Origin of the sequence: Chromobacterium sp. IIBBL 290-4 (assembly GCF_024207115.1) — a bacterium.
Lineage (GTDB): Bacteria > Pseudomonadota > Gammaproteobacteria > Burkholderiales > Chromobacteriaceae > Chromobacterium.
This window is the reverse complement of sequence record NZ_CP100128.1, coordinates 3,873,098-3,897,596: the sequence shown is the minus strand read 5'-3', so window position 1 is coordinate 3,897,596 and position 24,499 is coordinate 3,873,098. Positions and strand designations below refer to the sequence as shown.

Below are 24,499 nucleotides of genomic sequence, written 5' to 3'. Positions count from 1 at the left end.
ATTACAGGCCGCCCAGCGCGCGCAGGGCATTGGTGACCGCCAGCACGGCGATCAGGCTGTCGATGCGATCATAAACGCCGCCATGGCCCGGCAGCAGCTTGCTGCTGTCCTTAATGCCGGCCGTGCGTTTAAACCAGGACTCCAACAAATCGCCTCCGACGCTGACGGCAGTCAAAGGCAAAGCCAGCAGCAATAACGCCCACAGCGGCAATTTAATATCCAGCCAGGCAAAATGGTCTACCGCCGCCACGTACAAGCCCACGCACGCCACGGCGCCATACACGCCTTCCCAGCTCTTGCCCGGGCTGATGGCCGGCGCCAGCTTGCGGCGGCCGAAGGCCTTGCCGGAAAAATAAGCGGCGATATCCGCCACCCACACCAAGCCCATCACCGCCAACAAGGCCAGCGCGTCATGGCTGCTGGGATTGGGACGCCACTCGAGGAAAGCGAACCAGGCCGGCAACATCAACACCCAGCCCAAAACCCAGGCGCCCAGGCCCCTGGGCAGCGCCCAACGGCGAGCCAGCCAAATCGGCACCAGGACCAGCCAGAAGGCCAAGGCCACGCCATGTCCGGCCAGAGGCATGCGCCAATGATCAAGCCATGCCAGCGCGGCAAAGGCCGTCGTCAAGCCAAGATAACACGCCTGTTGAAGCAAAGGCATCTTGGCCATGCGGGTGTATTCCCACAAGGCAAGAACGACGACAAACCAGGAGAAGCCCGCCCAGGCGTCGGCAGGAAAGAGAAAAAGCGCTGCCAGCATCAAGGGCAGCAGCGCCAGCGCGGTCAGAATTCGCGTAATGAGCATGTAGGGTCAGGGTTTCTCGCGGCGCAGATGCTCCGGCAATTGCTCGCTGGTGCGACCAAAGCGGCGCTCGCGCTGCCAGTACGAGGAAAGGGCCTGCTCCAGCGCCGCCCGGTCAAAGTCGGGCCACAGCAGATCGGTAAAGTAGAGTTCGGAGTAGGCCAGCTGCCAGAGCAGGAAATTGCTGATCCGTTGCTCGCCGCCGGTGCGTATGAATAAATCCGGCTCCGGCGCCCAGGACTGATTCAGCTCCCGGCTCAGCGCCTCTTCGGTAATTTCAGCGGCGCCTTGCGCCAGCAGGCGATTGGCGGCCTGCACGATGTCCCAACGCCCGCCGTAATCGGCGGCGATGCTCAACACCAGGCCATCATTGCCGGCGGTTTTCGCTTCCGCCTTTTCAATGCGTTCGCGCAATTCCGCATTGAAGCGCTCACGCGAACCCAATACCTGCAAGCGGATATTGTTGTTGTGCAGCTTGGCGACTTCATTATCCAGCGCCCGCAGGAACAGCTCCATCAGGAAGGACACTTCCTCCTGGGGGCGGCGCCAGTTTTCAGTCGAGAAGGCGAACAGGGTGAGATAACCCACGCCCATCTCCTTGCAAGCCTTGACCACCTCGCGCACGGCGTCCAGACCGCGCTTATGCCCCGCCACGCGCGGCAAAAAGCGCTTCTTGGCCCAGCGGCCGTTGCCATCCATGATGATGGCGATATGCCGGGGCGGCTCGCACCCCTCCGGCATTTTTTTTACAGAACCGGCAAACAAGATCCGAGCCCCTTGGTTACACTGCGAGCAGATCAGCTTCTTTGGCGGCCAGCATCTTGTCGATTTCGGCGATGTACTTGTCAGTCAGCTTCTGGATTTCATCCTGGCCGCGACGCTCGTCGTCCTCGGTGATGGCCTTGTCCTTCAGCAGATTCTTGAAATCGGTGTTGGAGTCGCGGCGGATATTGCGCACCGCCACGCGGGCGCCTTCAGCCTCGCCGCGCACGACTTTGATCAGGTCCTTGCGACGCTCTTCCGTCAGCATCGGCATCGGCACGCGAATGATCTCGCCCATCGAAGCCGGGTTCAGGCCCAGGTCGGAATCGCGAATGGCTTTTTCGATCTTGGCCAGCATCGGCTTTTCCCACGGCTGGACGCCGATGGTGCGCGCGTCGATCAGGGTGACGTTGGCCACTTGGTTCACCGGCACGTCGCTGCCGTAGTAGTCAACCATGACATGATCCAGAATGCCGGTGTGGGCGCGTCCGGTACGAACCTTGCCCAGGTCGTTCTTGAACGCCTCCAGCGATTTCTGCATTTTTTGTTCGGCCGATTTCTTGATGTCGTTAATCATGTCGCACTCCAAAACAATACTTCAAATGACAAGGCGAAAACGGCCATTGCCGTTTTCGCCCTCAGCAATTTTCAAACTCAGCAGTGTACCAGCGTGCCTTCGTCTTCGCCAAGCACGACCCGGCGCAGCGCGCCGTTCTTGAAGATGCTGAACACCTTGATGTTCAGATGCTGGTCGCGGCACAGCGCGAAGGCAGTGGCGTCCATCACCTTCAGATTGCGCGAGATGGCCTCGTCGAAGGTGACGCTCTGATAGCGCACCGCATCGGGGTTCTTTTTCGGATCGTCGGTGTATACGCCGTCCACCTTGGTGGCCTTCAGCATGATGTCGACGTTCATTTCCATGCCGCGCAGCGCCGCGGCGGTATCAGTGGTGAAGAAGGGGTTGCCGGTGCCGGCGGCGAAAATCACCACCTTGCCCTCTTCCAGGTACTGCATGGCTTTGCCGCGCACATAGGGCTCGGCGATCTGTTGCATGGTCAGCGCGGACTGCACGCGGGCGATCAGGCCCACCTTGGTCATCGCATCCTTCAGCGCCAGCGCGTTCATCACGGTAGCCATCATGCCCATGTAGTCGGCAGTGGCTCTATCCATACCGGCCGCCGCCGGCGCCACACCGCGGAAAATATTGCCGCCGCCGATCACCACGCCCACTTCGATGCCCAGCTCCACAACTTCCTTGATCTGGCCCACGATCTGCTCGATAGTGGCGCGATTGATACCATAGTTATCATCCCCCATCAGGGCTTCGCCGGAAAGCTTCAACAGGATGCGTTTATAGGCAGGAACTTGGCTCATGATGTCCTCGGATTTGGCGGTTTATGGTATTTCAGTTTGCAAAACGGCACCCTGCGGGCAGGGTGCCGTCGATGAAGCGGTAAGCCTGGGCTTACAGCTTGGCAGCTGCAGCGACTTCAGCTGCGTAGTCTACTACCTTCTTCTCAATGCCTTCACCCACTACGAACATGGTGAATGCATTGACGGAAGCTTTTTGCTCGGCCAGCAGTTTTTCAACGGTCTGATCCGGGTTCTTGACGAAAGGCTGGCCCATCAGGGTCACCTCGGCCAGGAACTTGTTCACGCGGCCTTCCACCATCTTGGCGACGATGTCGGCCGGCTTGCCGGATTCAGCAGCCTGAGCGGTGTAGATCTTGCGCTCTTGTTCCAGGGTTTCAGCCGGAACTTGATCCTTGGACACGCAGATCGGCTTGGAAGCGGCGACATGCATGGCCACGTCCTTGCCCACTTGCTCCGGACCGGCGTAGTCGACGATCACGCCGATCTTGGCGCCGTGCAGGTAGGTGGCGATAGCGCCTTCGGTCTGGTAGCGAACAAAACGACGGATGGTCATGTTCTCGCCCAGCTTGGCGATGGCAGCCTTGCGGATTTCTTCCACTTGCTGACCGTCAACCTCAACAGAAGCCAGGGCTTCCACATCAGCCGGGTTGGCAATGGCTACGGCCTTGGCGGCGGCGGCGGCCAGGGCCAGGAAGGTCGGATCCTTGGCGACGAAGTCGGTTTCACAGTTGACTTCAACCAAAGCGCCCACGCCGGCTTCGACATAGGAACCGATGATGCCTTCGGCAGCCAGGCGGCCGGCCATCTTGGAGGCCTTGTTGCCGGACTTGATGCGCAGGATTTCTTCAGCCTTAGCCAGGTCGCCCTCGGCTTCAACCAGAGCCTTCTTGCACTCCATCATGCCGAGGCCGGTGGCCGCGCGCAGATCCGAAACCATTTTTGCGGTGATTTCCGCCATCTTCCTACTCCTAAATATTTTGGATTACGTAAATAATCGGGTCCAAAAAAAGGGGCTTGCGCCCCCTTTTTCTGCTTACTCGGCTTGAGCCGATTCAGCAGCAGCGACAATCTCTTGCAGAGAGTGAGCGCGGCCTTCCAGCACGGCGTCGGCGATGCCGCGAGCGTACAGGCGGATGGCGCGGCTGGAGTCGTCGTTGCCCGGAATTACGTAATCAATGCCGTCCGGGGAGTTGTTGGTATCAACAACGCCGATCACCGGAATGCCCAGCTTCTTGGCTTCAACAATGGTGCCCTTCTGGTAGCCGGTATCGATAACGAAGATGGCGTCCGGCAGGCCCTTCATATCCTTGATACCGCCCAGCGAACGTTCGAGCTTTTCAACTTCGCGTTGCAGGTCCAGCAGTTCTTTCTTGTTGTAGCCGGTCTCGCCAGCGCCTTCCAGGATGGCACGCTTCTCTTCAAGACGCTTGATGGACTGCTTCACGGTCTTGTAGTTGGTCAGCATACCGCCCAGCCAGCGGTGATCAACAAACGGCATGCCGCAGCGAGCGGCTTCTTCACGTACGATCTCACGCGCCTGACGCTTGGTACCCACGAACATCACGGTGCCCTTGTTGGCGGCCAGACGACGCACATACTCCTGGGATTCCACGAACAGCGGCAGAGTCTTTTCCAGGTTGATGATGTGGATCTTGTTGCGGCTGCCAAAGATGTACTTAGCCATCTTCGGGTTCCAGAAACGGGTTTGGTGGCCGAAGTGAACGCCGGCTTCCAGCATTTGACGCATGGTAACGTTGGTGGACATGCAAAAACTCCTAAAAGGGTTAAGCCTCCATCCGCGCAGACAACCCGATGCTTCGGGCACCCTTTGGCGCGGATGTGCGTAGTTTGATTAAAATATTCCCCGCCACAAGGCAGGGAACACGAGATTCTAACATCCTGAATGCCGCGCGCTCAAGCCTTTCCAGCCTCTTTTTCCGTTTCGCGCCGCCTGCGCAGCTTGTTGCGGACCACCCATGCCACAAACCAGGTCGGCGCCACGCCCAGGAAAATGAAAATCGCCGCGCCGGCCGCCACGCTTGCCTGGCCGGCCGCATACAGAACCACCACGTACAGCCATGCCATCAATACAATGATCAGCGTCATGTTTAAACAATCGTTTGAATTTCAGGACAAATACATCAACAATAGAGCGTCATTCTAAACCAGCCGCCCGCCGCCATCATGCAAACCGCCATCACCCGCCTCTTCGGCATAGAACGTCCGCTGCTCTGCCCCGGCATGAGCTATATCGCCACGCCCGAGCTGGTCGCCGCCGTATCCAATGCCGGCGGCCTGGGCATCCTCGCCACCGGCCCGCTGAACGCCGAGCAGACGCGCGCCGCCATCCGCCGCATCCGCGAACTGACCGACAAGCCTTTCGGCATCGGCTGCACGCTGATGATGCCGGGCGCGGCCGACAACGCCAAGGCGGCGCTGGAGGAGAAAGTGCCGGTGATCAATTACTCGCTGGGCAAGGGAGACTGGATCGCCGAGGCCGCCCACCGCTACGGCGGCAAGGTATTGGCCACGGTGGTGACGGAAAAGCACGCCATTTCGGCGGAAAAATGCGGCGCAGACGCGCTCTTGGTCACCGGACACGAGGCCGCCGCCCATGGCGGCAGCGTCACCTCGCTGGTGCTGGTGCCCGCCATCCGCCGCGCCAGCTCGCTGCCCATCGTGGCGGCGGGCGGATTCGCGGACGGCAATAGCCTGATCGCCGCGCTAGCGCTGGGCGCGGATGCCGTGGCGATGGGTTCGCGCCTGGCCATGACCCAGGAAAGCCCGGTCCACGCCGCTACCAAGCAGATGGTGCTGGAGCGCGGCGTCAGCGACACGCTGTATTCCAAGAATTTCGACGGACTATGGTGCCGAATGATGGACACCCCGGCCGCCAGACGCGCCTGCAAGAAACCGCTGGGCCTGATCCCCGCCGCCTTCCGAGCCAGCCAGATGGCTCGCCGCATGGGCATGCCGGTGGTCAAAGTGGCGATAGGCGGCATGATCTCCCAACCACAAGCATTGCGGCAGCTGGCGCTGTTCGGCGCGGCGACAGAGTCGATACGGCTGGCGATTCAAGATGGCGATCACGAGAAGGGAGTGCAACTGATAGGCCAGGCGCAGGGGCTGATCGCCGACATTCCAACCGTGCAGGCGCTATTCGATCAAATCATGGCGCAGGCCGATGCGCGCCGCAAACAATTGATCGAGCTGTAGGGCGGAAGCCCCTTCAGGGGCGCTCCGTCGAATGGCCGGCCCAAGGCTTGTCCATGCGAACGATGCGGCAACAGCGCGCATCGCCCACGCTACACAATGTCGGGCAGGAGCCCCTCCAGAGGCCTTCCGCCATTAGCCTTGCCGCCAGAAATCCAGCCAGCGCAGCGGAGCGCCCGGCCAAGCCGGGCTACCTCCCTACTTGCGCAGCCTGCCGTTAATCACATCTGGGCCGTACAAGCTCCACTCGGTAACCAGCAGCATGCCGTCCCCTGTCGCCACCAGCAGTTGCTCGGCCTGAGAGTAGATCAAGGAGCCCGGCGCGAAGCCATGGGTTTCCACCCAGCCCTCGGCGCGATGAATGAAAATGGTGACGTTATTGATAGTGGCCGCGCATTCGAAATCGCCGAAGGCCCGCACCTGCCGCAGCAAATCTGCCGTACCGCGCTTGAAGTCCAAGATACGGTCTTGATCGGTCCACAGCGGCCAATAGCTGCCGCCCTCTCCCTGTGGCTGGGCCTCGCCCCACAAACGCTCGAAATCGCCGGCCACCTTATGGCTCAGCCTATGCAAGGCCAGTTGCAGCTTGATGTCCAGCGCCTGATGCGTGTCCGTTTCGCCCAGCGCGAAACGCTCCTGAGCCAAAATATCGCCGCTATCGAATTCCGGCCCCACCTTGTGGCAGGTGCAGCCCCACTCGCGCCGCCCCTCCAGCAAGGCCCGCACCTGAGGATAGGGTCCGCGCCCTTCCGGCAGCAAGGATGGATGAAAGTTGATGGCGTAGCGCAGATAAGGCGTCCAATCCGGTATCCGCCAGTTATAGCTGCCCAGAATCAGCGTCTCGCAGCCCATCTCCGCCAACTCTTGCAGGTCTTGGGGCCGCATCGGCGACAGCTGCAAAGGCAGCTTGCGCTGCTCGGCGAAAGCCACCGACAGTTTGTGATGGTGCATGCGGTGGTCCACCGGCGTGCAGAATACTTTGAGCGGCTGCCAACCGGCCTGCAGAAACACATCCAGCACCGGCTTGAATCGGTCGGACAAGGTAATGGCGAAGCGCATGGATCATTCCAGAAAACGGCATCAGCTTGCGTTATACCATCCGCCCTGCCGCCGCCCCGGAAGATGACACTGAAATTAACAGAAGCCGCCGAATCCCGGACAATTGTTTACCCGCGCACCCGCTCCAGCCAGCTTTCAAAGCTTCCCAGCAAATGCGCCACATCGCTCTCCGCCAAAGCCGGCGCGAACAACAACATATTATGGAAAGGCGTGATCAAACAGCCGCGATTCAGCAAGTAAAGATGGATGAAGCGCTCCAACTCCTCATCCTGCGCCGCCGCAGCCTCGCCGCCATTCAGCGGCGGAGAAAAACGAAACTGGAATTCGCAACGCGCCCCCAACTGCGTCACACACCAAGGCAGACCCAAACGGCTCAGCAAAGCGCGCATGCCTTCGGCGAACTGCGCCGCCCTCTCCTGCATCACCCGGTAATTCGCCGCCGTCATCACCTCCGCCAGATTGGCCCGCATCGCCGCGCAAGCCAGGCGATTGGCGCTCAGCGTGGTGCCGATGCCGGAATGCCCCGCCGGCGCGTCCAGCTTGGCCCGATGCGCTCGCCGCGCCAGATCCTCGCTGAAACCATAGGCCGCCGCAGCCAAGCCGCCGGCCAAAGGCTTGCCCACCACCAGCAAGTCCGGTTCCAGGCCGTATTCGCCGGAATAACCGGCCGGACCGCTGCTGATGGTGTGGGTTTCATCCAGCAGCAACAGGCTGCCGTGCCGGCGGATGACGTCCTGCGCCGCCGCCCAAAAACCCGGCTGCGGCAAGACCATGCCGATATTGGTCATGGCCGGCTCGGCCAGCACGCAGGCCACCCGGCCATCGGCCAAAGCCGCCTCCAGCGCCGCCAGATCGTTGAACTCCACCACCCGCGTATGCTCGGTCAAGGCATAAACCTGGCCCTGCAAGCTGGCCCGCGGTTTGGCGACGCCGTCTTTCAAATCGACGAAAACATCGTCCACCGTGCCGTGGTAGCAACCATTGAACACCAGGATCTGATCGCGCCCCGTCACCGCGCGGGCCCAGCGGATGGCGAAACGGTTGGCGTCGCTGGCGGAAAGCGCGAACTGCCAAACCGGCAGGCCGAAACGACGCGCCAACTCCTCCGCCACCCACAGCGCGTCCTCGCCCGGCAGCATGGCTGTCAACCCTCTGGCCGATTCGCGCGTTATGGCGTCCACCACCAGCGCCGGCGCATGGCCAAACATCGCGCCGGTGTCGCCCAGGCAGAAATCGACATACTCGCCACCATCGACATCCCGCAAGGCCACTCCCTGCGCCTGCTCGATGAACAAGCCGCAAGGCGTCGGCCAGTCCGCCATCCAGTGCATGGGCACGCCAAACAGCAAATGCCGCTCCGCCTGTTTGGATAAAGCCTGCGAGCGCAGATGCCGGCGCAGGAAATCGCTCGCTTCAGCGCGGTGCAAGGCTTCCGCCTTATTCATATCGATGCCATGCCGAATCGCCATGCCTGCCTCCCCTATGCATCTCATGCGCAAGCGACAACACGCCTTACGCCCGTGCCAGCGTCCGCTGCCGCTCGCCAAGCCGCAGCCAGGCTATTCGGATCGCCACGCACAGCAAAGCCGCCAACGCGAAGCCAACTCCGCCCCAGATCGCCGCCGACATGCCATGCCGCACGATCAGCCAACCGCCGGCGCTGGAGCCGACCACCAGATTGAAATATATAACGCGCCCAGAAGTTTCCTTGCGCATGGCACACCTCGACATCAGCCAAATGCTGATACGTCTTCCCGCAGCAGCCTGACGGGGTCACAACCAACCCGCTGAAACAGCAAAGCCGCCAGCGCAGGGCCAGCGGCTTTTGCATTCACTTACAGCTTTTCGCTCAGGGGCTGATGGCAAAAAATACGAAAGAGGCGAAGATCACCAGATGCACGATGCCTTGCAAAATCGTGGTGCGGCCCACCGATAGCGACAGGGAGCATGCCACCAGCGTCAGCAACAGGAAGATGGTTTCTTTGTTTTCCAGGCCAAGAATCAGCGGCTCGCCCATGAACACGAAAATCATCGCCACCGTGGGAATGGTCAGGCCTATGGATGCCAGCGCCGACCCCAGCGCCAGATTCAAACTGGTCTGCACCCGGTCCGCCCGCGCCGCATTGGCGGCGGCCAGCCCCTCCGGCAACAGCACCAGCGAGGCGATGATAATGCCCACCACCGCCGCCGGCGCGCCCGCCTCCAACACAAACCGCTCAATAGACGGCGACAGCAGCTTGGCCAGGGTCACCACCGCCACCAGGCAAATCAACAGCGCGCCCACGCTCAACATGGCCACCTTATTGGACGGCGGCGGCGCATGCTCGTCCTCGTCATGGCTGCCCTCCACCAGGAAATAATCGCGGTGGCGAATGGTTTGCACAAACACGAACGCGCCGTACAGCACCAGCGACACCACGCCGGTAAACGCCAGCTGCGACGACGACAGCAAGGGCCCCGGCTGGCTGGTGCCATAGTTGGGCAGCACCAGCGCCAATACCGAAATCGCCGCCAGCACGGTCAAGGCCGCTTTGGCGCCGCTGAGCTGGAAATTCTGCTCGCGATGGCGCAAGCCGCCCAGCAGCAGGCAAATGCCCAGAATGCCGTTGCAAGTGATCATGATGGCGGAAAAAATGGTGTCCCGCGCCAGCGCCAGCTTCTCCTCGCCCCCGCCCAGCATGAAGGAAATGATCAGCGCCACCTCGATCACCGTCACCGCCAGTGCCAGGATCAGCGTGCCGAAAGGCTCGCCCACCTTATGCGCCACCACCTCGGCGTGATGCACCGCGGCAAAAACCGTCCCCGCCAGCAAAACCGCCAGCAGCGTCAGATAGAGCGCATGCCCGCCCGCAGCTGAAGACGCGGCGATGGCGGCCCAGGCCAATACAGGGGTGATGATGGTCCAGCGCGGAATCGTGTTATGAGCCAATGGATTTTCCTTATTGTTGACGAACGGCCGCCGGCCCCGCCCGGCAAAAGCCAAGCCGGAACAAGCCGGGCAACCATTCTGGGAGTGCGATCGAGAAACCTGCATGAAGGCTGCTTTAGCCACAGCATAGCAGCATTAAATGAATAGACCACGATAAGGCCAATGGGTTCGGACTTTGTAAACAAGCCTTGCGGCGCGCCGCCGAGATGGCACGCCCTAGCGCCATGCACCAGAACCGCCACAACAACTCGATCAAGGCCGCGCAGGGGATTATTGCCTCAAACATTGGGGACAATCCGCCGCGATGCGGCCAAGCTCTACGACAAAACATCCGGGCTGCGCAGGAGCGGATACGTGAGCGCGCAAGCCGCCATGATGAGCCCCTGGCAGCAAATATGATTTTCATTCGCCGCGGCGCAGCGAAAAATGCGCGTAGACTAGCCGCCCAACCCGTGCATGAACAGAACATTCCATGAATTCCATGAACTTCAAGCAGGTCGATGTCTTCAGCTCCACTCCCCTCAAGGGCAACCCGGTGGCCGTAGTTTTCGATGCTGATGGGCTCGATGACCAGCAGATGGCCACCTTTGCCAACTGGACCAATCTCAGCGAGACCACCTTCATCCTGCAGCCCAGAGACCCGCGCGCCGACTACCGCCTGAGGATCTTCACCACGCTGGAAGAACTGCCCTTCGCCGGCCATCCCACTTTGGGCAGCTGCCACGCCTGGCTGGAGTCCGGAGGAAAGCCGCAAGGAGAAGACATCATTCAAGAATGCGAGGTCGGCCTGATACGGATTCGCCGCCACGCGGGACAGTTGGCGTTTCTGGCGCCGCCCTTGCTGCGCTCCGGCCCCGTCTCGGCCGAGCTGCTAGAACAGGTGCGCCTGGGCTTGCGCTTGGCGCCCGAAGAGATTGTCGACGCCCAATGGGTAGACAATGGCGCGGGCTGGCTGGCCGTGATGCTCGCCAATCGTCAGCAGGTACTGGACCTCAAGCCCGACTATCCGGCTTTGATCGGGCTGGCGGTGGGGGTGATCGCCCCTTGCGATCCGCAACACGACGATAGCGATGCGCAGTTCGAGGTAAGAGCCTTTATCGCAGGCGATGGCATGCCAGAGGACCCCGCCACCGGCAGCCTGAACGCCGGCATTGCCCAATGGTTGCTGGGGGCTGGAATGGCGCCAGCGAGCTATCGCGTCAGCCAGGGCTTGAGCATGGGCCGCGCCGGCCGCATCGAGGTGGAACAGGTGGGCGACGATGTGTGGATCGGCGGCAATGCCGTAAGCTGCATTGAAGGCCGTCTCACTCTATAACAGCCCAGGTCCGCAGCCCGGTAGGGTGCATCACCCGCAGGGGCGACGCACCGCCCACATCGTTCACCGGATCAACATTTGAAAGGTACGGAAAACAAACGGTGCGTTGCGCCGCCAAGAAGGGGGTGACGCACCCTACATCACTCATCCCCTATTCGCAGGCTCATCCGCTCAGCCAATCTCAGATGGCAGGCCGCCGCCAACTTCACCAGCTCGGTATCGCTGGCCGGCATGCCGTCCGGCACGGCGATCAACTCCGCCAGCGCATCCAGGGTGGCGACGGAACTGTTGAGGCCCATCATGCGGCCGAGCGGGTGTTTTTGGCGGTTATGGCGCTCGTAGTCCAGCGTCACCAGCCAGCGGGTATGCTGCCAGCACACCTCACCATTCTCCAACACCGCATCCAGCACCGCCCGGCTCACCTGCCGCGCCGCCTCCGCCGCCAGCGCCAAGGCCAGCTCCAGCTGATCCGCCGTCAACGCCTCCTCGCCCTCCCGCCGCAAGGCCGGCAGCAGCTCCTCCTCCAGCCAACGCCGAAACCGCCGCGCCGCCGGCTTGCGATAGCGCCGAATCGCCATGGACACGCCGGTTTCCGACAGGCAAACCACCTCCCCGCCGCCCAACGGCATGGCGCGGACCTCCTCCTTGTTCAGCTTGCTCAGCAAGGCCGCCGTAGTACGGCATTTGATCGCCGCCGCGACATCATCGGCAAAGAACCATAGGCCGTTATGGCGATGCAGGAGATGGAAGGGTTTATCGAGAAATGTGAATTCCCGCAAAGATGAGAACGCGGGTGATTGGATGGACTGTGCCATGAGTGAATCTCCGTGCAGTTTCACTAACTGCCCCCACGTCGCCAAACGAGGGTGGCAGGCCAAGGCGGGGTTGGCGAACCGGCTACACGGACCCGGCAGACCCGGAGGTCTCCCCACCCGGCCCGCCATGGAGTGCATGAACGCGCACGAGGACAGCAGACATAACCAAAGCTACGCCTGCCGTGTAGTCTGGGTCGCCAAACCCAATCGTGCTGTTAAACACGATCCGACAAGGCTAGAACCCAGGCACAAGAGGGTCAAGAGTAAATGACGGCGGGAAGACTGGCAAGAAGAGCAGGAAATCAAATGAAGGTGGGGTGTAATACAGCGTGAATACCACAGACAAGGTTCCAGGGCTTAGAAACGAACCGTCGTGCCCCTACCCCATCAGCGCAAGCCGACTTCAAAGCCATTTTCAAGGTTTTAAGTCGCCGGCTGTTCGACGCGGCGCGACGGTAGCGCGCCGCTAGTTCCGGCGACTCCTTGAAAATGGCTTTGAAGACCGGGTTTCGAAGCGCTGCTGGGCCGCCTTTTCTTTCGTCCATTTCTTTTGGCGGAGCAAAAGAAATGGACCCGTCAGCCGGGCGGAACCGGCACTCAAATATCCGCCCGCGGAGCGGGCACAAAAATCCTAACAAACCAACGCGGTAAACGTTGGGCTTCATTACATTCAGCCCAACCTACGGCCCTCCAGTCGAGTGGCCTGATCTCGGGGCTACGCCCTGAGTCAGTTTTCCAGTTGTGCCTACAAAGGCATCCTGTCCGGGAGTTTGCGGCGAAATCGTCAATGGATTCGTCGATGGTTTCGTGGATGGTTTCGTGGATGGTTTCGTGGATGGTTTCGTGGATGGTTTTGTCGAGGCTCGGATCCGCACCCGCGTCCATCCTTGCGCTATCTGTCCATGCAGGCGCATGCCCTGGCTCGCGTAAGCGTGCGTAATGTGTGACCGATTTCGGAAGGGGAAAGGGTTCGGCCGCTCGTCCTCAGAAACGACAATCGGCGCATCCCCAATGGAGATGCGCCGATCTTCGATCCCAAGCAACGATCAAACTCATGCAGCTCATTCAACATGCTGGCAAAGTCTTTGGCCTGCCCACCCTGGCGGCCTCATTTTATTTAACCTCGACAGAACTCCCATATTGGTCCAAGACGGCCTCAACTCCACCACCGTCCAAAACCACCATATACCCAGCAGGAAGCAGAAGTAACTGAAGTAACATTGGGCGCAATTTCAATAGTTGGAATACAAATCCAGACTGCAAATTTCCCGGCTCATTATTTCCATCAACAACACCGAAAAACCACCCAGAATCTCCATTTTCTGGTCTTGGAGCAACTCGTTCCATGTATATTTTCTTCGCATCCCAGCAACCTTTTGCGAAAATTATCCTGTCTTGAAACGACGTCTCCAATGGAGCAAGGTTCAACTGATTAACAAAGGCAACTTGTGACGCTTGCACTTGTAGCGAGACACTCACATCTGGTCGAAAATCAACAAATGGGTTTCGTAAAAAGTCCGGTTCACATACAACGAGGGAGTTTCCTTGTTCACTCTGCAACTCCAAAATTGACCAACCCAACTTTATCCTCAATCCGTGAGAAAACGACACACCTTCATGTTGCATCTTTTCAAAACAAGACAACAGCCAGTCCGCCTGACAATCCATCCCTTCGGCATGATTGACTTTGAACATCCATTGACCAATCTGGCGCTTACTACATCCCATTGCGAACCCCGTTGTTAATTTGTTGCTGCAAGATAGTCAACAACTGATTTTGTCGGTCAATCATTTGCTGTTTAAACCCGGGTGGTATGGGCCCAAGCTGCGAATGCCCTGACCAATCAGACCACATCAAAGCTCCCTTCGATGCATTTGATGGTCCTCCAAGACCCATGAAATTCTCCGGATTATTCAACACATCAACCTGACCGGCCCGTTCAAGCATATTGAAGTTCGGCACCTCAGTAATGACCTTCATTGGCACAATGTGGTCAGCCTGGAGTCGGTTGACAGAATACCCATATACCGGATCAGAAAATGGGCCATCACCCGCATTGACCATGTCGCGAATGCTTTGCGTCGGCGTCTGCTTTCTGAGCGAGGCATAGGCTTGTGGCGACAATTTAGATGGCATTGCCGGACCAACGAAGTCTGCATCACCAGGCAGCAGTACTTTCTCTATCGAAAGTGTGCTGTTTGGAACACAAAAAAACCTCCAGGTCATCCCTGGAGGTTTTGTCCGTCAGATCAGGCTAACTTAGCAAGCTGCGCCCTAATCTTCTCCAACTTGTCATTCAGCTCAGCCAACTGCGCCTTGTCCCGCTCCACCAAGTGCGCCGGCGCCTTGTCGACATAACCCGGCTTCTCCAGCTTGGCGGTCAGCTTGGCCAGCTCGGCTTCCACCTTGCCCTGCTCCTTGCTCAGGCGCGCGGTTTCGGCGGCTTTGTCCACTTCCACCTTCAGCATCAGGCGCGCTTCGCCGGACATCGCCACCGGGGCGTCATCTTCCGGCAGCTTGGCCACCAGCGTGCCTTCGGTCAGTCGGGCCAGCAGCTTCAGGTAGGGCACGAAGTCGGCGATGGACGCGTCGGCGGTTTCGATGAACAGCGGCGCCTTTACGGCCGGGCCGATGCCCATTTCGCCGCGCAGATTGCGCACCGCGTTGACCATGTCCTTGAACGCGTCCATGCGGGCGTTGGCCGCGGCGCTGATCTTGGATTCGTCCGCCACCGGCCACGGGGCCAGCATCAGCGATTCGGTCTTCTTGGCGTTGGCCAGCGGGGCCACGGTCTGCCACAGCTCTTCGGTGATGAAGGGCATCAGCGGGTGGTTCAGGCGCAGCGCCACTTCCAGCACGCGCACCAGGGTGCGGCGGGTGGCGCGCTGCTGGGCTTCGTTGCCGCCCTGAATCTGCACCTTGGCCAGTTCCACGTACCAGTCGCAGTACTCGTTCCAGATGAATTCGTAGATCACCTGGGCGGCGATGTCGAAGCGGTAGGTTTCCAGCGCGTTGGTGACGTCGATCTCAGCCTGCTGCAGGCGGCCGATGATCCACTGGTCGACAAAGCTGTATTCCAGCGGCAGGCTTTCGTCCTGGCCGCAGTCCTTGCCATCCACGTTCATCATCACAAAGCGAGTGGCGTTCCACAGCTTGTTGCAGAAGTTGCGGTAGCCTTCGGCGCGCTTGAAGTCGAAGTTGACCGAGCGGCCCAGCGTGGCGTAGCTGGCCATGGTGAAGCGCAGCGCGTCGGTGCCGTAAGCCGGGATGCCTTCCGGGAACAGCTTTTCCGTGGCCTTGGCGATGGCCGGGGCCTTTTCCGGGCGGCGCAGGCCGGTGGTGCGTTTTTCCACCAGCGGCTCCAGCGCGATGCCGTCGATCAGGTCCACTGGGTCGATCACGTTGCCCTCGGACTTGGACATCTTCTTGCCTTCGTGGTCGCGCACCATGCCGTGGATGTAGACATCCTTGAACGGGACCTTGCCGGTGAAGTGCTTGGTCATCATGATCATCCGGGCCACCCAGAAGAAGATGATTTCGTAGCCGGTCACCAGCACGTTGGAGGTCAGGAAGGCTTTCAGGTCCGGGGTTTCTTCCGGCCAGCCCAGGGTGGAGAACGGCACCAGGGCCGAGCTGAACCAGGTGTCCAGCACGTCCTGTTCGCGGCGCAGCGTCTTGCCGCCGGCCTTGGCCTGGGCTTCTTCCTCGGTGCGGCCGACGTAGATGTTGCCGTCTTCGTCGTACCAGGCCGGGATCTGGTGGCCCCACCACAGCTGGCGGGAGATGCACCAGTCCTGGATGTTCTTCATCCACTGGTTGTAGGTGTTGACCCAGTTTTCCGGCACGAAGCGCACTTCGCCGGACTCCACGGCCTCGATCGCCTTGGCGGCGATGGATTGGCCGGTGGGGTCGCCTTCGGCCACTTTATTCATGGCCACGAACCATTGGTCGGTCAGCAGCGGCTCGATCACGGTGCCGGTGCGGTCGCCGCGCGGCACCATCAGCTTGTGCGGCTTGGTTTCCAGCAGCAGGCCCTGGGCTTGCAGGTCGGCCAGCATGGCCTTGCGCGCTTCCTGCGCGGTGAGGCCGGCGTAGGCGGCCGGCAGCTCGATGGTGCCTTGGGCGGAACCGTCGAAGCCGAAAATTTGCGCCTTGGCCAGGATCTTGGCTTCCAGGCTCATCACATTGATCAGCTGGGTGCTGTGGCGCTTGCCCACTTCGTAGTCGTTGAAGTCGTGCGCCGGGGTAATCTTGACGAAGCCGGTGCCGAATTCCTTGTCCACGTATTCGTCGGCGATCACCGGGATGGCGCGGCCGGTGAGCGGCAGCTCAAGCTGCTTGCCCAGCAGGTGCTGGTAGCGCTCATCGTCCGGGGCGATGGCCACGGCCACGTCGCCCAGCAGCGTTTCCGGACGGGTGGTGGCGACGGTGACATATTCATCGCTGCCGACCACCGGGTACTTGATGTGCCACATGTGGCCGTCTTCTTCCTCGGATACCACTTCGAGGTCGGAGATGGCGGTGCCCAGCTTGGCGTCCCAGTTGGACAGGCGCTTGCCGCGGTAGATCAGGCCTTGTTCGTACAGGCGGACGAAGACTTCGGTCACCACTTCGGCGCGGACGTCGTCCATGGTGAAGTATTCACGGTCCCAATCCACCGAGCAGCCGACGCGGCGCATCTGGCTGGTGATGGTGCCGCCGGACTTTTCCTTCCATTCCCAGATCTTGCTGGTGAACGCTTCGCGGCCCATGTCGTGGCGGTTCAGGCCTTGGTCGGCCAGCTGGCGCTCCACGACGATCTGGGTGGCGATGCCGGCGTGGTCGGTGCCTGGCACCCACACGGTGTTGTTGCCCTTCATCCGGTAGAAGCGGGTCAGGCCGTCCATGATGGTCTGGTTGAAGGCGTGGCCCATGTGCAACGTGCCGGTCACATTGGGCGGCGGCAGCTGGATGGCGAAGGACGGCTTGGCGGTGTCCATGCTCGGCTTGAAGTAGCCGGCCTGTTCCCAGTGTTGGTACCAGCGGCGCTCGAGGTCGCCCGGTTCGTAGCTTTTGGCAAGTTGTTCCATGGTGCTGAATCTTGGTTTTCTGAATGGAAAAATGGCTCGATTATAACCGGTTTTGACGCGCGCTCCGAGCCCCTTTCCCTACTCGATGGCGTCCTTTTTGCCAAGCCGGGCGCATGGGGAACGCCAGTAAGCCGCCATGGCGCCGGCCAGAATGCGCCAGCGCCATGGCGGATGGCTTCAAAAGCTTATTTGAGCGGCGACGCGGCCGACGGCGCGGCAAGCGGCTTGCTCAAGCTGAATTGCAGATTCTTCAGCTTGCCGGGCACATCTTTCCAGTCGCCGCTCACTACGCGGTACTGGAGTCCGCCCGAGGCCGCAGCCCCCAAGTTAGCCGATCTCGCTGTCTGCGACTGCGCGCTCAGCGGCTGCACCGGCCCGGCGGTGATGATGTAGGCCGTCGAGTCCACGGCGGTGAACACGCCGGTAAAGTGCTGCTTGAACTTACGTTTGGCGATGGCGCCGATGTAATACTCGATGGTGCTGCGCGAGTATTGGTTGGTCGCCCATGGCCAGTCCCATTTCGACGTGGCCGGATTGAGGTATTGCGACAGCAGGTCCTGTGCGCCATTCAAGCCGTCTTTGCCGCCGAACTTGGCCAGATAGAACGGCCGATTGGAGGGATGGCCATTCAGCGCGTTATCGCTGTAACGCAAGAAGTTGTACAACTCCGCCTCGTAAGTCAGAAACATCTTGGAGCTATAGGGAATATTGGCTTTTTGCTCGAACAAGGTCAGCGTGATCATGCGCTTGCTCTTGGGCGGCAGCACCGCGCGATACTCCGCCGTTTGAGACGTGGTGCTGCTGGTGCCGTTGGTGGTGGTCCAATCGGCGCCGGAGGCGATTTCCACCGCCACAGATGTTTCCGCCCCGCCTATCAATGGCAAACCGCCGGTCCACTTATTGGTCATCGTCACCTTGCCGCTGACGCTGATCTTGTCGGCTTTTGACCAGCTCACCGTGGAATCGTATTTCAAATTCGCCACGCCGGTATCGGACTGGTCGCTGTGGTTTTCCAGCTCGACATTCACGACTTTCAATGGCTTTTTATTGTACAGCTCCGGCGCGCCAAGCTGCATGTCGCCAGGCTCCATCATCCACTGGATATTGGAAAAAGCCATGCGGAAACGCTTGTCCGCCCAATAGCCGCCCGGCCCCTTGGGATCGTACTTGGCGTTCATCATATAGCGGTACTTATTATCCGGCATCGACAGATTGTCCAACATGGTGTCGATGCGCTTATATTCAAACTCCTTCCCCACCGCCGTATTGCCATTGGTATTGCCGCCCACCCAGCCATAGCCGAAGTAATGCGCCAAATAAGACCATGGCTTGAAGAACTCATCCGAGGTGACGATTTTTCTAATCGTCGATTCATTATCGGGCGACATTTCCGTATACACCACATCATTGAACTGTGGAACGGTATCCGCTGCCCATGCCAGCTGCTGGGCAGCCATGAATAGAACAGAAACGGGAAGGATGGTTTTTTTCAAATGCATGTTTTATCCCCTGCTGAAATAATAGAGAAAACAAGCTCTGGCGCTCTTAAAATAAGCGCTGAACTTTGATTCATCACGATATAGAGCAAATACTTTACATCGCCAAACCATCTAATCAGCATTTGTTAATGCTCGCAATATTTCTTAACGGCGCATTTGTAAACCATTCATTCAATTTCATTACAATCAATTCGCATTTAATTAATAAGTAAAAATGCTTATGTTCTATAACAAGCTATAGCTGGCCCTCCTCCCTCCCGATAAAAAATATCGTTTGCGCATTAAGCCTCAGACACAGATGGAACGCTCCGGCGGCAACCCTGCTTTAGGACAGGTATCAATCTCGCCACTCTGCGCCATGCCCAGCCGCGCCATCCGCTTCGGCATCGCCATTTGGCGGCGACGCGCGCATGGACGATGCCGCAAGCCGCCTGTCCGTATTGGGCGATGCCGCCGGCTCGCCTACCGGAACGCTGGCGCTGCGAAGCTCTGGCCGCTTGCTATAGTTGATCATGCATACCGCTTGCTTGAGCCGCCGCCCGCCATGCCGCCCGTCTCCCGCATGAATCGCCCGCCGCCCGCCCGTGTCCTGCTGGCGCAATGCCTCGCCCTCGCCTGCCATGCCGGCGCGGTTCGCGGCGAAGCCATCGCGCCAGCGTCCGGCCCGCCGGCACAATTCGGCAAGCATGTGCTGCTGATAGCCTACGACCTGCGCAACGGCGGCATTTCCAAAACCACCCGCAGCTTCCTCAACGCCGCGGGCTTTTTGCGTTGGCAGGTAAAAGTGGCGGACGCCAAGAGCGGCAACGACGCCGTGCGCGAGCAATTGCTGCTGCACGCCACCGCCAAGGATTTGGACGGCGTGGCCCTGATCGGCAGCGACAGCGCCAGCTATCATCTGGAATTCGCCCTGCTCAAGCAGATGGGCAAGGTGGCGGTGGGCTGGCATGCCGGCAGCGCGCCCGGCGCCAATGCCGAGCTGGCCGCCAACATCACCACCGACCCGCTGGCCGTGGCCCAGGCGGCGGCGGATTACGCGATAGGCAGCAGCAGCGGCGCGATGGGCGCCGTCATTTTCACCGACTCGCACTTCGCCATCGCCATGCGCAAGGCCGCCGCGATGAAGACCGCGCTGGAGAAATGCCAACGCTGCAAGGTGCTGGCGGTGCAAGACGTGGACTTGAGCCAGACTGTGCAGATCATCCCCAAGCTGGTGCCGGAACTGGCGCGCAAATACGGCAAAGCCTGGACGCACACGCTGGCCATCAACGACCTTTACTTCGACAACATCAACTTCCCGCTGCACCAGGCGGGCCGGCCGGACATCGTCAACATTTCCGCCGGCGACGGCTCCAATTCGGCGATGAACCGCATCCGCGAAGGCATTTCCCAGCAGAAGGCCACGGTGGCGGAACCGCTCAATCAGCAAGGCTGGCAGCTGGCCGACGAACTGAACCGCGGCTTTGCCCATCAGCCGCCCAGCGGCTTCGTCGGCAAGCCGATATTGGTGACGCAGGAAAAGCTGCAAGCCGGCGGCCGCGACGGCGAAATCGAGGACAACCAGGCGTATCGCAAAGCCTATCTTGGGATCTGGCTGAAAGGCCTCCATTGAGCGAACGGGGAGGATCGCCATCACCTGCTAGTATGAATGAGGTCCGCACACAAAAAATCTCGATGGATACGCACTTCAGCCTTGGCATTCCCGGCCTGTCCGCCTCCGCCACTTCCATGGTCAGCGGCGGCCTGTACCTGATCGCCAGCGGCAGCGACGATATCGACGTCGCCTTGCTGTTCGCCAACTTGCCGGCGGTCAACCGCCACCCCATGCTTTGCTGCAGCCGCCTGGCGCCCGCGCCCAGACAAAACACCGCCTGGCTGGACCGCCGCCTGGCCACCGGCAGCCTGTTGCTGCTCGCCCCCAAGCCCGCGCCGGAACTGTTGCTGACCGCCTGCCTGGAGGAGCTGCGCCACGGCCTGGACCGTTTGCGCGCCAAGGGCGCCAATGCCTTGCTGGCGATAGGCAACGCCGAGGACTATCTGCGCTTCGGCAACCCCAAGCTGCTGCAGCAAGAGCTGAGCCAGGCCATGCAATGGGCGGCGCGAACCGGCCATTGCGTGCTGCTGCTGGTGAACCAGCAACGGCTGGACATGGCTTCGCTGGCCATGCTCAGCCAGGCGGCGCGTAACTGCGGCGGCGTGGTGCAGACGCAGTCCATAGGTGTGGACACCTACAGCTGGCAAGTCGACCACTGGCTGGGCGCGGACGCCGCGCAGCCCGAGGCCCAGGTATTGATCCGCAACGCCGACGGCGCGCTGACGCGCTTCAAGGCCGACCCCGACGACATCGCCGCCCGTCCCGCCAACGACATCCTGCAGGTCTACGCCACCGCCACCAGCATGACCGGCAACGAGCCGCCCACTCCGCTATGGCAGCAATATGAAGACCTGGACGCGCTGCTGGAAGCCACCCGCGACGCCGTGGCCGCCAGCGTCCTGCTGGACACCGCCGGCCGGCAACGCGAAGCGCTGGTGGAAGCCGTCAGCAAATTGCGGCAGCGCGGCGGCAGCCGGCTGAAGATTTTCGTGCGCGAGGTGGGCAACCGCCGGCTGCGGCAAAACGAGGCGCAATTGATGCTGCGCCTGGGCGCCAATATGGTGCTGCCCGCCGAACTGCAGTTTGCCAGCACCGTCAGCCTGATCCACGCCATGCAGCCTGCGGTGTTCCAACAATACAGCCAGCTGGCGCCGGAAAGGCTGCAGGATGCCAGCCAGCCCTTGCCCGACCGCGGCTACCTGCTGCCGGAGCGTTTCGTCGAAGCCGTGCGCAATACCGTGCAACGCAGCGGCGCCATCAACATCGCCAACACGCTGGTCATATTCAAGCCGGCGGGCGGCATAGGCCCGCGCGAGTTGCTGGAGCAAGGCCGCTTCCAGCGCGCCGGCGACCTTTGCAGCGCGGACTGGACCCACGCTTATCTGTTTTTGTTCGCCTGCGGCGAAAGCGATGTGCAGGTGGCGTTGAAAAACCTGTTCCGCCTGCCGATATCGGAACTGGCGGAGAACGAAGTCCGTTGCCCGGACAGCGCCAGCATTCTGCAAGCCTTGTCCCGGCTGGAGGGGCAAGGCAATCTGCCCGACTTCAACCAGGCCCTGGCCGACGTGGAGCACCAGGCGCCGGCCGAGCACGCCCCGACGCGCATCGCCGTCAAACGCGCGGCCTTGCAAAGACGCAAATCGGAACCGGAGACGCCGTGACATGTTCGACTACGAGTTCAGCGAAACCCAGTTTTTGATGATGCTGACGGCCTTGGCCGCCGGCATCGCGGGCTATATGGTCCACGCCCTGCTGGTGCCCTGGCTGCGCAAGGTGAGCATCAGCCGGTTGCGGCACTTCCAGCCCCACCCTTACCGTCCGCGCACCAGCGCGCCCTCCCGCGCGCGCCAAACTACTGAAACCGAATGAGCCAGACAACCTCCGCCGCCGCGACGAAAGCAAACGAGCCGCTTAAGGCCTCCGGCCTAGGCGGCTGGAACTTCTACTTCATCGCCAAGCTGCTGATGGCATGGCGCGGCATGCTCAACCTGCATCCGCTGCCCAATCTGGCGTTTGCCCTGCTCTTGCTGCTGCCGGCGCGCAGGCGCGGCCCGCGGATTCTGCGCGCCATGCTGGCCTGGTGCGCGGCCGGCGCGCTGCTGTATCACGACACCTGGCTGCCGCCGCCGGAGCAAGCCTTGCCGCAAGTGGCCCTGATGTTGAAAGGCTTCAGCTTCAGTTATCTGCTTGAACTGACCGAGCGCATCGTCACGCCGCAGCTGCTGACCGCTTTCGCCGCCTTATTGGGCGGCTACTTGCTGCTGTCTCGCTATCTGCGGCTCGCCACCCTGGTGCTGGCGGCCCTGCTGTGGCTAAGCGGCAAACAGTTATGGCAGGAGCGCGCGCCGGAGCCGGCCATGGTGGCGGCAAGCGCCACCGCCGCCAGCGGCGGCGCGCAATCGGCGCCGCAAACGCCGACCCAGCAGCTGGATGCCTTCTTCCAGGAACAGGCTCAGCAAAAAGTCAGCTTCCCGGGCCCCCTGGCCGACCCCAGCTTCGATGTGCTGCTGATCCATGTCTGCTCGCTGTCCTGGGATGATCTGAAGGCGATAGGTTTCGAGCACCACTCGCTGCTGAGTAAATTCGACATCGTCTTCAACAACTTCAACTCCGCCGCCTCCTACAGCGGCCCCGCCGCGCTGCGGGTGCTGCGCGCCACTTGCGGCCAGCCGCGCCACAGCGCCTTGTACGAGGGCGCGCCGGACGATTGCTTCCTGTTCAAGAATCTGGCCAAGCTAGGCTTCAAAACCGAAATCACGATGAACCACGACGGCAGCTTCGACGGCTTTCTGCAGCAGATCCGCAGCTATGGCAAGCTCAACGAGCCGCTGCTCAACCAGCAGCAATTGCCGGTCAGCCTACGCGCTTTCGACAGCAGCCCCATCTACAACGACTACGCCGCGCTGAACCGCTGGCTGCAGTTGCGCGGCCAGGATGGCAGCCCGCACGTGGCCACCTATTACAACACCATCAGCCTGCACGACGGCAACCGCATCCCGGAAGCGCCGGGCCTGGACACCAATGAAAGCTATAAATATCGCGCCACGCGGGTGCTGCACGACATCGAGCAGTTCATCGATCAATTGGAGCAAAGCCACCGCAAAGTGATTTTGCTGTTCGTGCCCGAGCATGGCGCGGCCCTGCGCGGCGACAAGCTGCAATTCAGCGGGCTGCGCGAAATCCCCACGCCGCGCATCACCATCGTGCCGGCCGGCATCAAGGTGATAGGCGGCCAGGCCAAAATCACCCAGCAAAGGATAGACCAGGCCGTCAGCTACACCGCCGTTTCGACCATCCTGTCGCGGATGCTGGTGAAAAGCCCCTTCGGCGCGGACTACCGGCCGGAGAGCTACACCCACGATCTGCCCGGCACGCCCTTTGTCTCGGAAAGCTCCAGTTTTGTCATGATGCAGAACGGCCAGCGCTTCCTGATGCGGCAAAGCGGCGGCGATTGGACAGAATACGCGCCGTAGGGCGGATGCCCCGCTCGCGGGGCGATCCGCCATTTCCACTCCCGGCAAACGCTCATGAATCATGCCCGCCAAGCACGCAGACCGCGCAGCAAAGAGTCAGCCCCCGCAACAGATAGCCAAGCGCCATGACATGCGCCGAGCTTCGCGGCGGAACGCCCGGCAAGGCCGGGCTTCCGCCCTACCAGGACACGGGATCGGCCAGGGGCCAGGGAGATGGCAAAGGCGCGGAGGATGCGATGGGCTTTGGCTGCGCCGCCGGAACAGACGCCGCGGTAGGCGCTTGGGCCGCCGCGGCGATGGTGGCTGGCGCGGAAGCGGCGGCGCGCCGCTCGCCCCGGCGCACCCGCTCCAGGTTGGCGCGAATATCGTCCCGTCCTGGCGAGATCAATAAAGCGCGCTCCAGCAGCAAAGCCGCCGTGGCCTTGTCGCCCCGTTCCGCCAACAGCATGGCCAGGCGATTGATGGACTCGGGTTGATAGGGGTGCTGCCAATACTGGGTCCGTGCCGCCGCCAGCTCCGCCTCCGCCGGCGAGGGAAGGGAATGGCAGGCGGCCAGAGTCAGCAGCAGAACCATCAACACGCGCTTCATGA

The 24,499-nt window shown here is 61.0% G+C and carries 23 protein-coding genes; 6 read left to right on the top strand and 17 right to left on the bottom strand.

Features of this window, described 5'->3' with window-relative positions; genetic code table 11:
- Window position 1 precedes the first annotated feature (1 nt).
- The 7 genes from NKT35_RS18270 to NKT35_RS18240 form a co-directional block, all read right to left on the bottom strand.
- Window positions 2-808, bottom strand: a complete 807-nt coding sequence (locus tag NKT35_RS18270; RefSeq protein WP_254295681.1) for a phosphatidate cytidylyltransferase — start codon at window positions 806-808, stop codon at window positions 2-4.
- A gap of 6 nt (window positions 809-814) precedes the next feature.
- On the bottom strand, window positions 815-1,546 hold the full coding sequence (gene uppS, locus NKT35_RS18265) for an undecaprenyl pyrophosphate synthase (protein WP_254301411.1): 732 nt from the start codon (window positions 1,544-1,546) through the stop codon (window positions 815-817).
- A gap of 40 nt (window positions 1,547-1,586) precedes the next feature.
- Window positions 1,587-2,144, bottom strand: coding sequence for a ribosome recycling factor (gene frr / locus NKT35_RS18260; RefSeq protein WP_254295680.1), 558 nt, complete (start codon window positions 2,142-2,144; stop codon window positions 1,587-1,589).
- A gap of 77 nt (window positions 2,145-2,221) precedes the next feature.
- Window positions 2,222-2,941 (bottom strand): UMP kinase, encoded by a 720-nt coding sequence (gene pyrH, locus NKT35_RS18255; RefSeq protein WP_254295678.1) that lies wholly within the window; start codon window positions 2,939-2,941, stop codon window positions 2,222-2,224.
- Between the two features lie 91 nt (window positions 2,942-3,032).
- Window positions 3,033-3,899: a translation elongation factor Ts gene (gene tsf / locus NKT35_RS18250; protein ID WP_254295676.1), complete on the bottom strand. Its 867-nt coding sequence runs from the start codon at window positions 3,897-3,899 to the stop codon at window positions 3,033-3,035.
- 75 nt (window positions 3,900-3,974) lie between these two features.
- Window positions 3,975-4,706: a 30S ribosomal protein S2 gene (gene rpsB, locus NKT35_RS18245; protein ID WP_254295674.1), complete on the bottom strand. Its 732-nt coding sequence runs from the start codon at window positions 4,704-4,706 to the stop codon at window positions 3,975-3,977.
- Window positions 4,707-4,855: 149 nt separating this feature from the next.
- Window positions 4,856-5,047, bottom strand: a complete 192-nt coding sequence (locus tag NKT35_RS18240; protein ID WP_254295673.1) for a hypothetical protein — start codon at window positions 5,045-5,047, stop codon at window positions 4,856-4,858.
- Window positions 5,048-5,125: 78 nt separating this feature from the next.
- Between NKT35_RS18240 and NKT35_RS18235 the strand changes: the two genes are divergently transcribed.
- Entirely contained in the window at window positions 5,126-6,157 is a 1,032-nt protein-coding gene (locus tag NKT35_RS18235) for an NAD(P)H-dependent flavin oxidoreductase (RefSeq protein WP_254295670.1), read from the top strand.
- Between the two features lie 195 nt (window positions 6,158-6,352).
- On the opposite strand, the gene NKT35_RS18230 is transcribed toward NKT35_RS18235, so the two are convergent.
- The 4 genes from NKT35_RS18230 to NKT35_RS18215 form a co-directional block, all read right to left on the bottom strand.
- Window positions 6,353-7,213: a methionyl-tRNA formyltransferase gene (locus tag NKT35_RS18230; protein ID WP_254295668.1), complete on the bottom strand. Its 861-nt coding sequence runs from the start codon at window positions 7,211-7,213 to the stop codon at window positions 6,353-6,355.
- 107 nt (window positions 7,214-7,320) lie between these two features.
- Complete coding sequence (locus tag NKT35_RS18225; protein WP_254295667.1) at window positions 7,321-8,682, bottom strand: aspartate aminotransferase family protein; 1,362 nt, start codon at window positions 8,680-8,682, stop codon at window positions 7,321-7,323.
- Window positions 8,683-8,725: 43 nt separating this feature from the next.
- On the bottom strand, window positions 8,726-8,929 hold the full coding sequence (locus NKT35_RS18220) for a hypothetical protein (RefSeq protein ID WP_254295665.1): 204 nt from the start codon (window positions 8,927-8,929) through the stop codon (window positions 8,726-8,728).
- Window positions 8,930-9,062: 133 nt separating this feature from the next.
- A complete protein-coding gene (locus NKT35_RS18215) occupies window positions 9,063-10,142 on the bottom strand; it encodes a calcium:cation antiporter (protein WP_254295663.1) in 1,080 nt (359 codons plus the stop codon).
- Window positions 10,143-10,614: 472 nt separating this feature from the next.
- On the opposite strand from NKT35_RS18215, the gene NKT35_RS18210 reads away from it, so the two are divergent.
- On the top strand, window positions 10,615-11,457 hold the full coding sequence (locus tag NKT35_RS18210) for a PhzF family phenazine biosynthesis protein (RefSeq protein ID WP_254295661.1): 843 nt from the start codon (window positions 10,615-10,617) through the stop codon (window positions 11,455-11,457).
- Window positions 11,458-11,597: 140 nt separating this feature from the next.
- Here NKT35_RS18210 and NKT35_RS18205 read toward each other — a convergent pair whose 3' ends face one another.
- The 5 genes from NKT35_RS18205 to NKT35_RS18185 all read right to left on the bottom strand — a co-directional run bounded on the left by NKT35_RS18205 (window position 11,598) and on the right by NKT35_RS18185 (window position 18,841).
- On the bottom strand, window positions 11,598-12,272 hold the full coding sequence (locus NKT35_RS18205) for a BRO-N domain-containing protein (RefSeq protein ID WP_254295660.1): 675 nt from the start codon (window positions 12,270-12,272) through the stop codon (window positions 11,598-11,600).
- A gap of 1,113 nt (window positions 12,273-13,385) precedes the next feature.
- The gene (locus tag NKT35_RS18200; RefSeq protein WP_254295658.1) at window positions 13,386-13,967 is read right to left on the bottom strand and encodes an immunity protein Imm33 domain-containing protein; all 582 of its coding nucleotides are present in this window, start codon (window positions 13,965-13,967) and stop codon (window positions 13,386-13,388) included.
- 22 nt (window positions 13,968-13,989) lie between these two features.
- Window positions 13,990-14,499, bottom strand: a complete 510-nt coding sequence (locus NKT35_RS18195) for a hypothetical protein (RefSeq protein ID WP_254295657.1) — start codon at window positions 14,497-14,499, stop codon at window positions 13,990-13,992.
- A 23-nt stretch (window positions 14,500-14,522) separates the two neighbouring features.
- Window positions 14,523-17,342 (bottom strand): valine--tRNA ligase, encoded by a 2,820-nt coding sequence (locus NKT35_RS18190; RefSeq protein ID WP_254295655.1) that lies wholly within the window; start codon window positions 17,340-17,342, stop codon window positions 14,523-14,525.
- Window positions 17,343-17,527: 185 nt separating this feature from the next.
- A complete protein-coding gene (locus NKT35_RS18185) occupies window positions 17,528-18,841 on the bottom strand; it encodes an aerolysin family beta-barrel pore-forming toxin (protein ID WP_254295653.1) in 1,314 nt (437 codons plus the stop codon).
- 544 nt (window positions 18,842-19,385) lie between these two features.
- Here NKT35_RS18185 and NKT35_RS18180 point away from each other — a divergent pair.
- From NKT35_RS18180 to bcsG, 4 genes are all read left to right on the top strand, one after another.
- The gene (locus tag NKT35_RS18180; RefSeq protein WP_254295651.1) at window positions 19,386-20,453 is read left to right on the top strand and encodes a type 1 periplasmic-binding domain-containing protein; all 1,068 of its coding nucleotides are present in this window, start codon (window positions 19,386-19,388) and stop codon (window positions 20,451-20,453) included.
- 62 nt (window positions 20,454-20,515) lie between these two features.
- Complete coding sequence (gene bcsE, locus NKT35_RS18175; RefSeq protein ID WP_254295650.1) at window positions 20,516-22,096, top strand: cellulose biosynthesis protein BcsE; 1,581 nt, start codon at window positions 20,516-20,518, stop codon at window positions 22,094-22,096.
- Between the two features lies 1 nt (window position 22,097).
- Window positions 22,098-22,304 (top strand): hypothetical protein, encoded by a 207-nt coding sequence (locus tag NKT35_RS18170; RefSeq protein ID WP_254295649.1) that lies wholly within the window; start codon window positions 22,098-22,100, stop codon window positions 22,302-22,304.
- The gene (bcsG, locus tag NKT35_RS18165; protein WP_254295647.1) at window positions 22,301-23,908 is read left to right on the top strand and encodes a cellulose biosynthesis protein BcsG; all 1,608 of its coding nucleotides are present in this window, start codon (window positions 22,301-22,303) and stop codon (window positions 23,906-23,908) included. Before NKT35_RS18170 ends, bcsG begins: the two co-directional genes overlap by 4 nt.
- Before the next feature lie 178 nt (window positions 23,909-24,086).
- Here the strand turns inward: bcsG and NKT35_RS18160 are convergent, their stop codons facing one another.
- Window positions 24,087-24,497: a hypothetical protein gene (locus tag NKT35_RS18160; RefSeq protein WP_254295645.1), complete on the bottom strand. Its 411-nt coding sequence runs from the start codon at window positions 24,495-24,497 to the stop codon at window positions 24,087-24,089.
- Between the last annotated feature and the right edge of the window lie 2 nt (window positions 24,498-24,499).

Excerpts from the sequence above, each read along its gene's own strand:
- NKT35_RS18270 (WP_254295681.1), bottom strand. The coding sequence starts at position 808 with ATGCTCATTACGCGAATTCTGACCGCGCTGGCGCTGCTGCCCTTGATG.
- uppS (WP_254301411.1), bottom strand. The coding sequence starts at position 1,546 with ATGCCGGAGGGGTGCGAGCCGCCCCGGCATATCGCCATCATCATGGAT.
- frr (WP_254295680.1), bottom strand. The coding sequence starts at position 2,144 with ATGATTAACGACATCAAGAAATCGGCCGAACAAAAAATGCAGAAATCG.
- pyrH (WP_254295678.1), bottom strand. The coding sequence starts at position 2,941 with ATGAGCCAAGTTCCTGCCTATAAACGCATCCTGTTGAAGCTTTCCGGC.
- tsf (WP_254295676.1), bottom strand. The coding sequence starts at position 3,899 with ATGGCGGAAATCACCGCAAAAATGGTTTCGGATCTGCGCGCGGCCACC.
- rpsB (WP_254295674.1), bottom strand. The coding sequence starts at position 4,706 with ATGTCCACCAACGTTACCATGCGTCAAATGCTGGAAGCCGGCGTTCAC.
- NKT35_RS18240 (WP_254295673.1), bottom strand. The coding sequence starts at position 5,047 with ATGACGCTGATCATTGTATTGATGGCATGGCTGTACGTGGTGGTTCTG.
- NKT35_RS18235 (WP_254295670.1), top strand. The coding sequence starts at position 5,126 with ATGCAAACCGCCATCACCCGCCTCTTCGGCATAGAACGTCCGCTGCTC.
- NKT35_RS18230 (WP_254295668.1), bottom strand. The coding sequence starts at position 7,213 with ATGCGCTTCGCCATTACCTTGTCCGACCGATTCAAGCCGGTGCTGGAT.
- NKT35_RS18225 (WP_254295667.1), bottom strand. The coding sequence starts at position 8,682 with ATGGCGATTCGGCATGGCATCGATATGAATAAGGCGGAAGCCTTGCAC.
- NKT35_RS18220 (WP_254295665.1), bottom strand. The coding sequence starts at position 8,929 with ATGCGCAAGGAAACTTCTGGGCGCGTTATATATTTCAATCTGGTGGTC.
- NKT35_RS18210 (WP_254295661.1), top strand. The coding sequence starts at position 10,615 with ATGAATTCCATGAACTTCAAGCAGGTCGATGTCTTCAGCTCCACTCCC.
- NKT35_RS18205 (WP_254295660.1), bottom strand. The coding sequence starts at position 12,272 with ATGGCACAGTCCATCCAATCACCCGCGTTCTCATCTTTGCGGGAATTC.
- NKT35_RS18200 (WP_254295658.1), bottom strand. The coding sequence starts at position 13,967 with ATGTTCAAAGTCAATCATGCCGAAGGGATGGATTGTCAGGCGGACTGG.
- NKT35_RS18195 (WP_254295657.1), bottom strand. The coding sequence starts at position 14,499 with ATGACCTGGAGGTTTTTTTGTGTTCCAAACAGCACACTTTCGATAGAG.
- NKT35_RS18190 (WP_254295655.1), bottom strand. The coding sequence starts at position 17,342 with ATGGAACAACTTGCCAAAAGCTACGAACCGGGCGACCTCGAGCGCCGC.
- NKT35_RS18185 (WP_254295653.1), bottom strand. The coding sequence starts at position 18,841 with ATGCATTTGAAAAAAACCATCCTTCCCGTTTCTGTTCTATTCATGGCT.
- NKT35_RS18180 (WP_254295651.1), top strand. The coding sequence starts at position 19,386 with ATGCCGCCCGTCTCCCGCATGAATCGCCCGCCGCCCGCCCGTGTCCTG.
- bcsE (WP_254295650.1), top strand. The coding sequence starts at position 20,516 with ATGGATACGCACTTCAGCCTTGGCATTCCCGGCCTGTCCGCCTCCGCC.
- NKT35_RS18170 (WP_254295649.1), top strand. The coding sequence starts at position 22,098 with ATGTTCGACTACGAGTTCAGCGAAACCCAGTTTTTGATGATGCTGACG.
- bcsG (WP_254295647.1), top strand. The coding sequence starts at position 22,301 with ATGAGCCAGACAACCTCCGCCGCCGCGACGAAAGCAAACGAGCCGCTT.
- NKT35_RS18160 (WP_254295645.1), bottom strand. The coding sequence starts at position 24,497 with ATGAAGCGCGTGTTGATGGTTCTGCTGCTGACTCTGGCCGCCTGCCAT.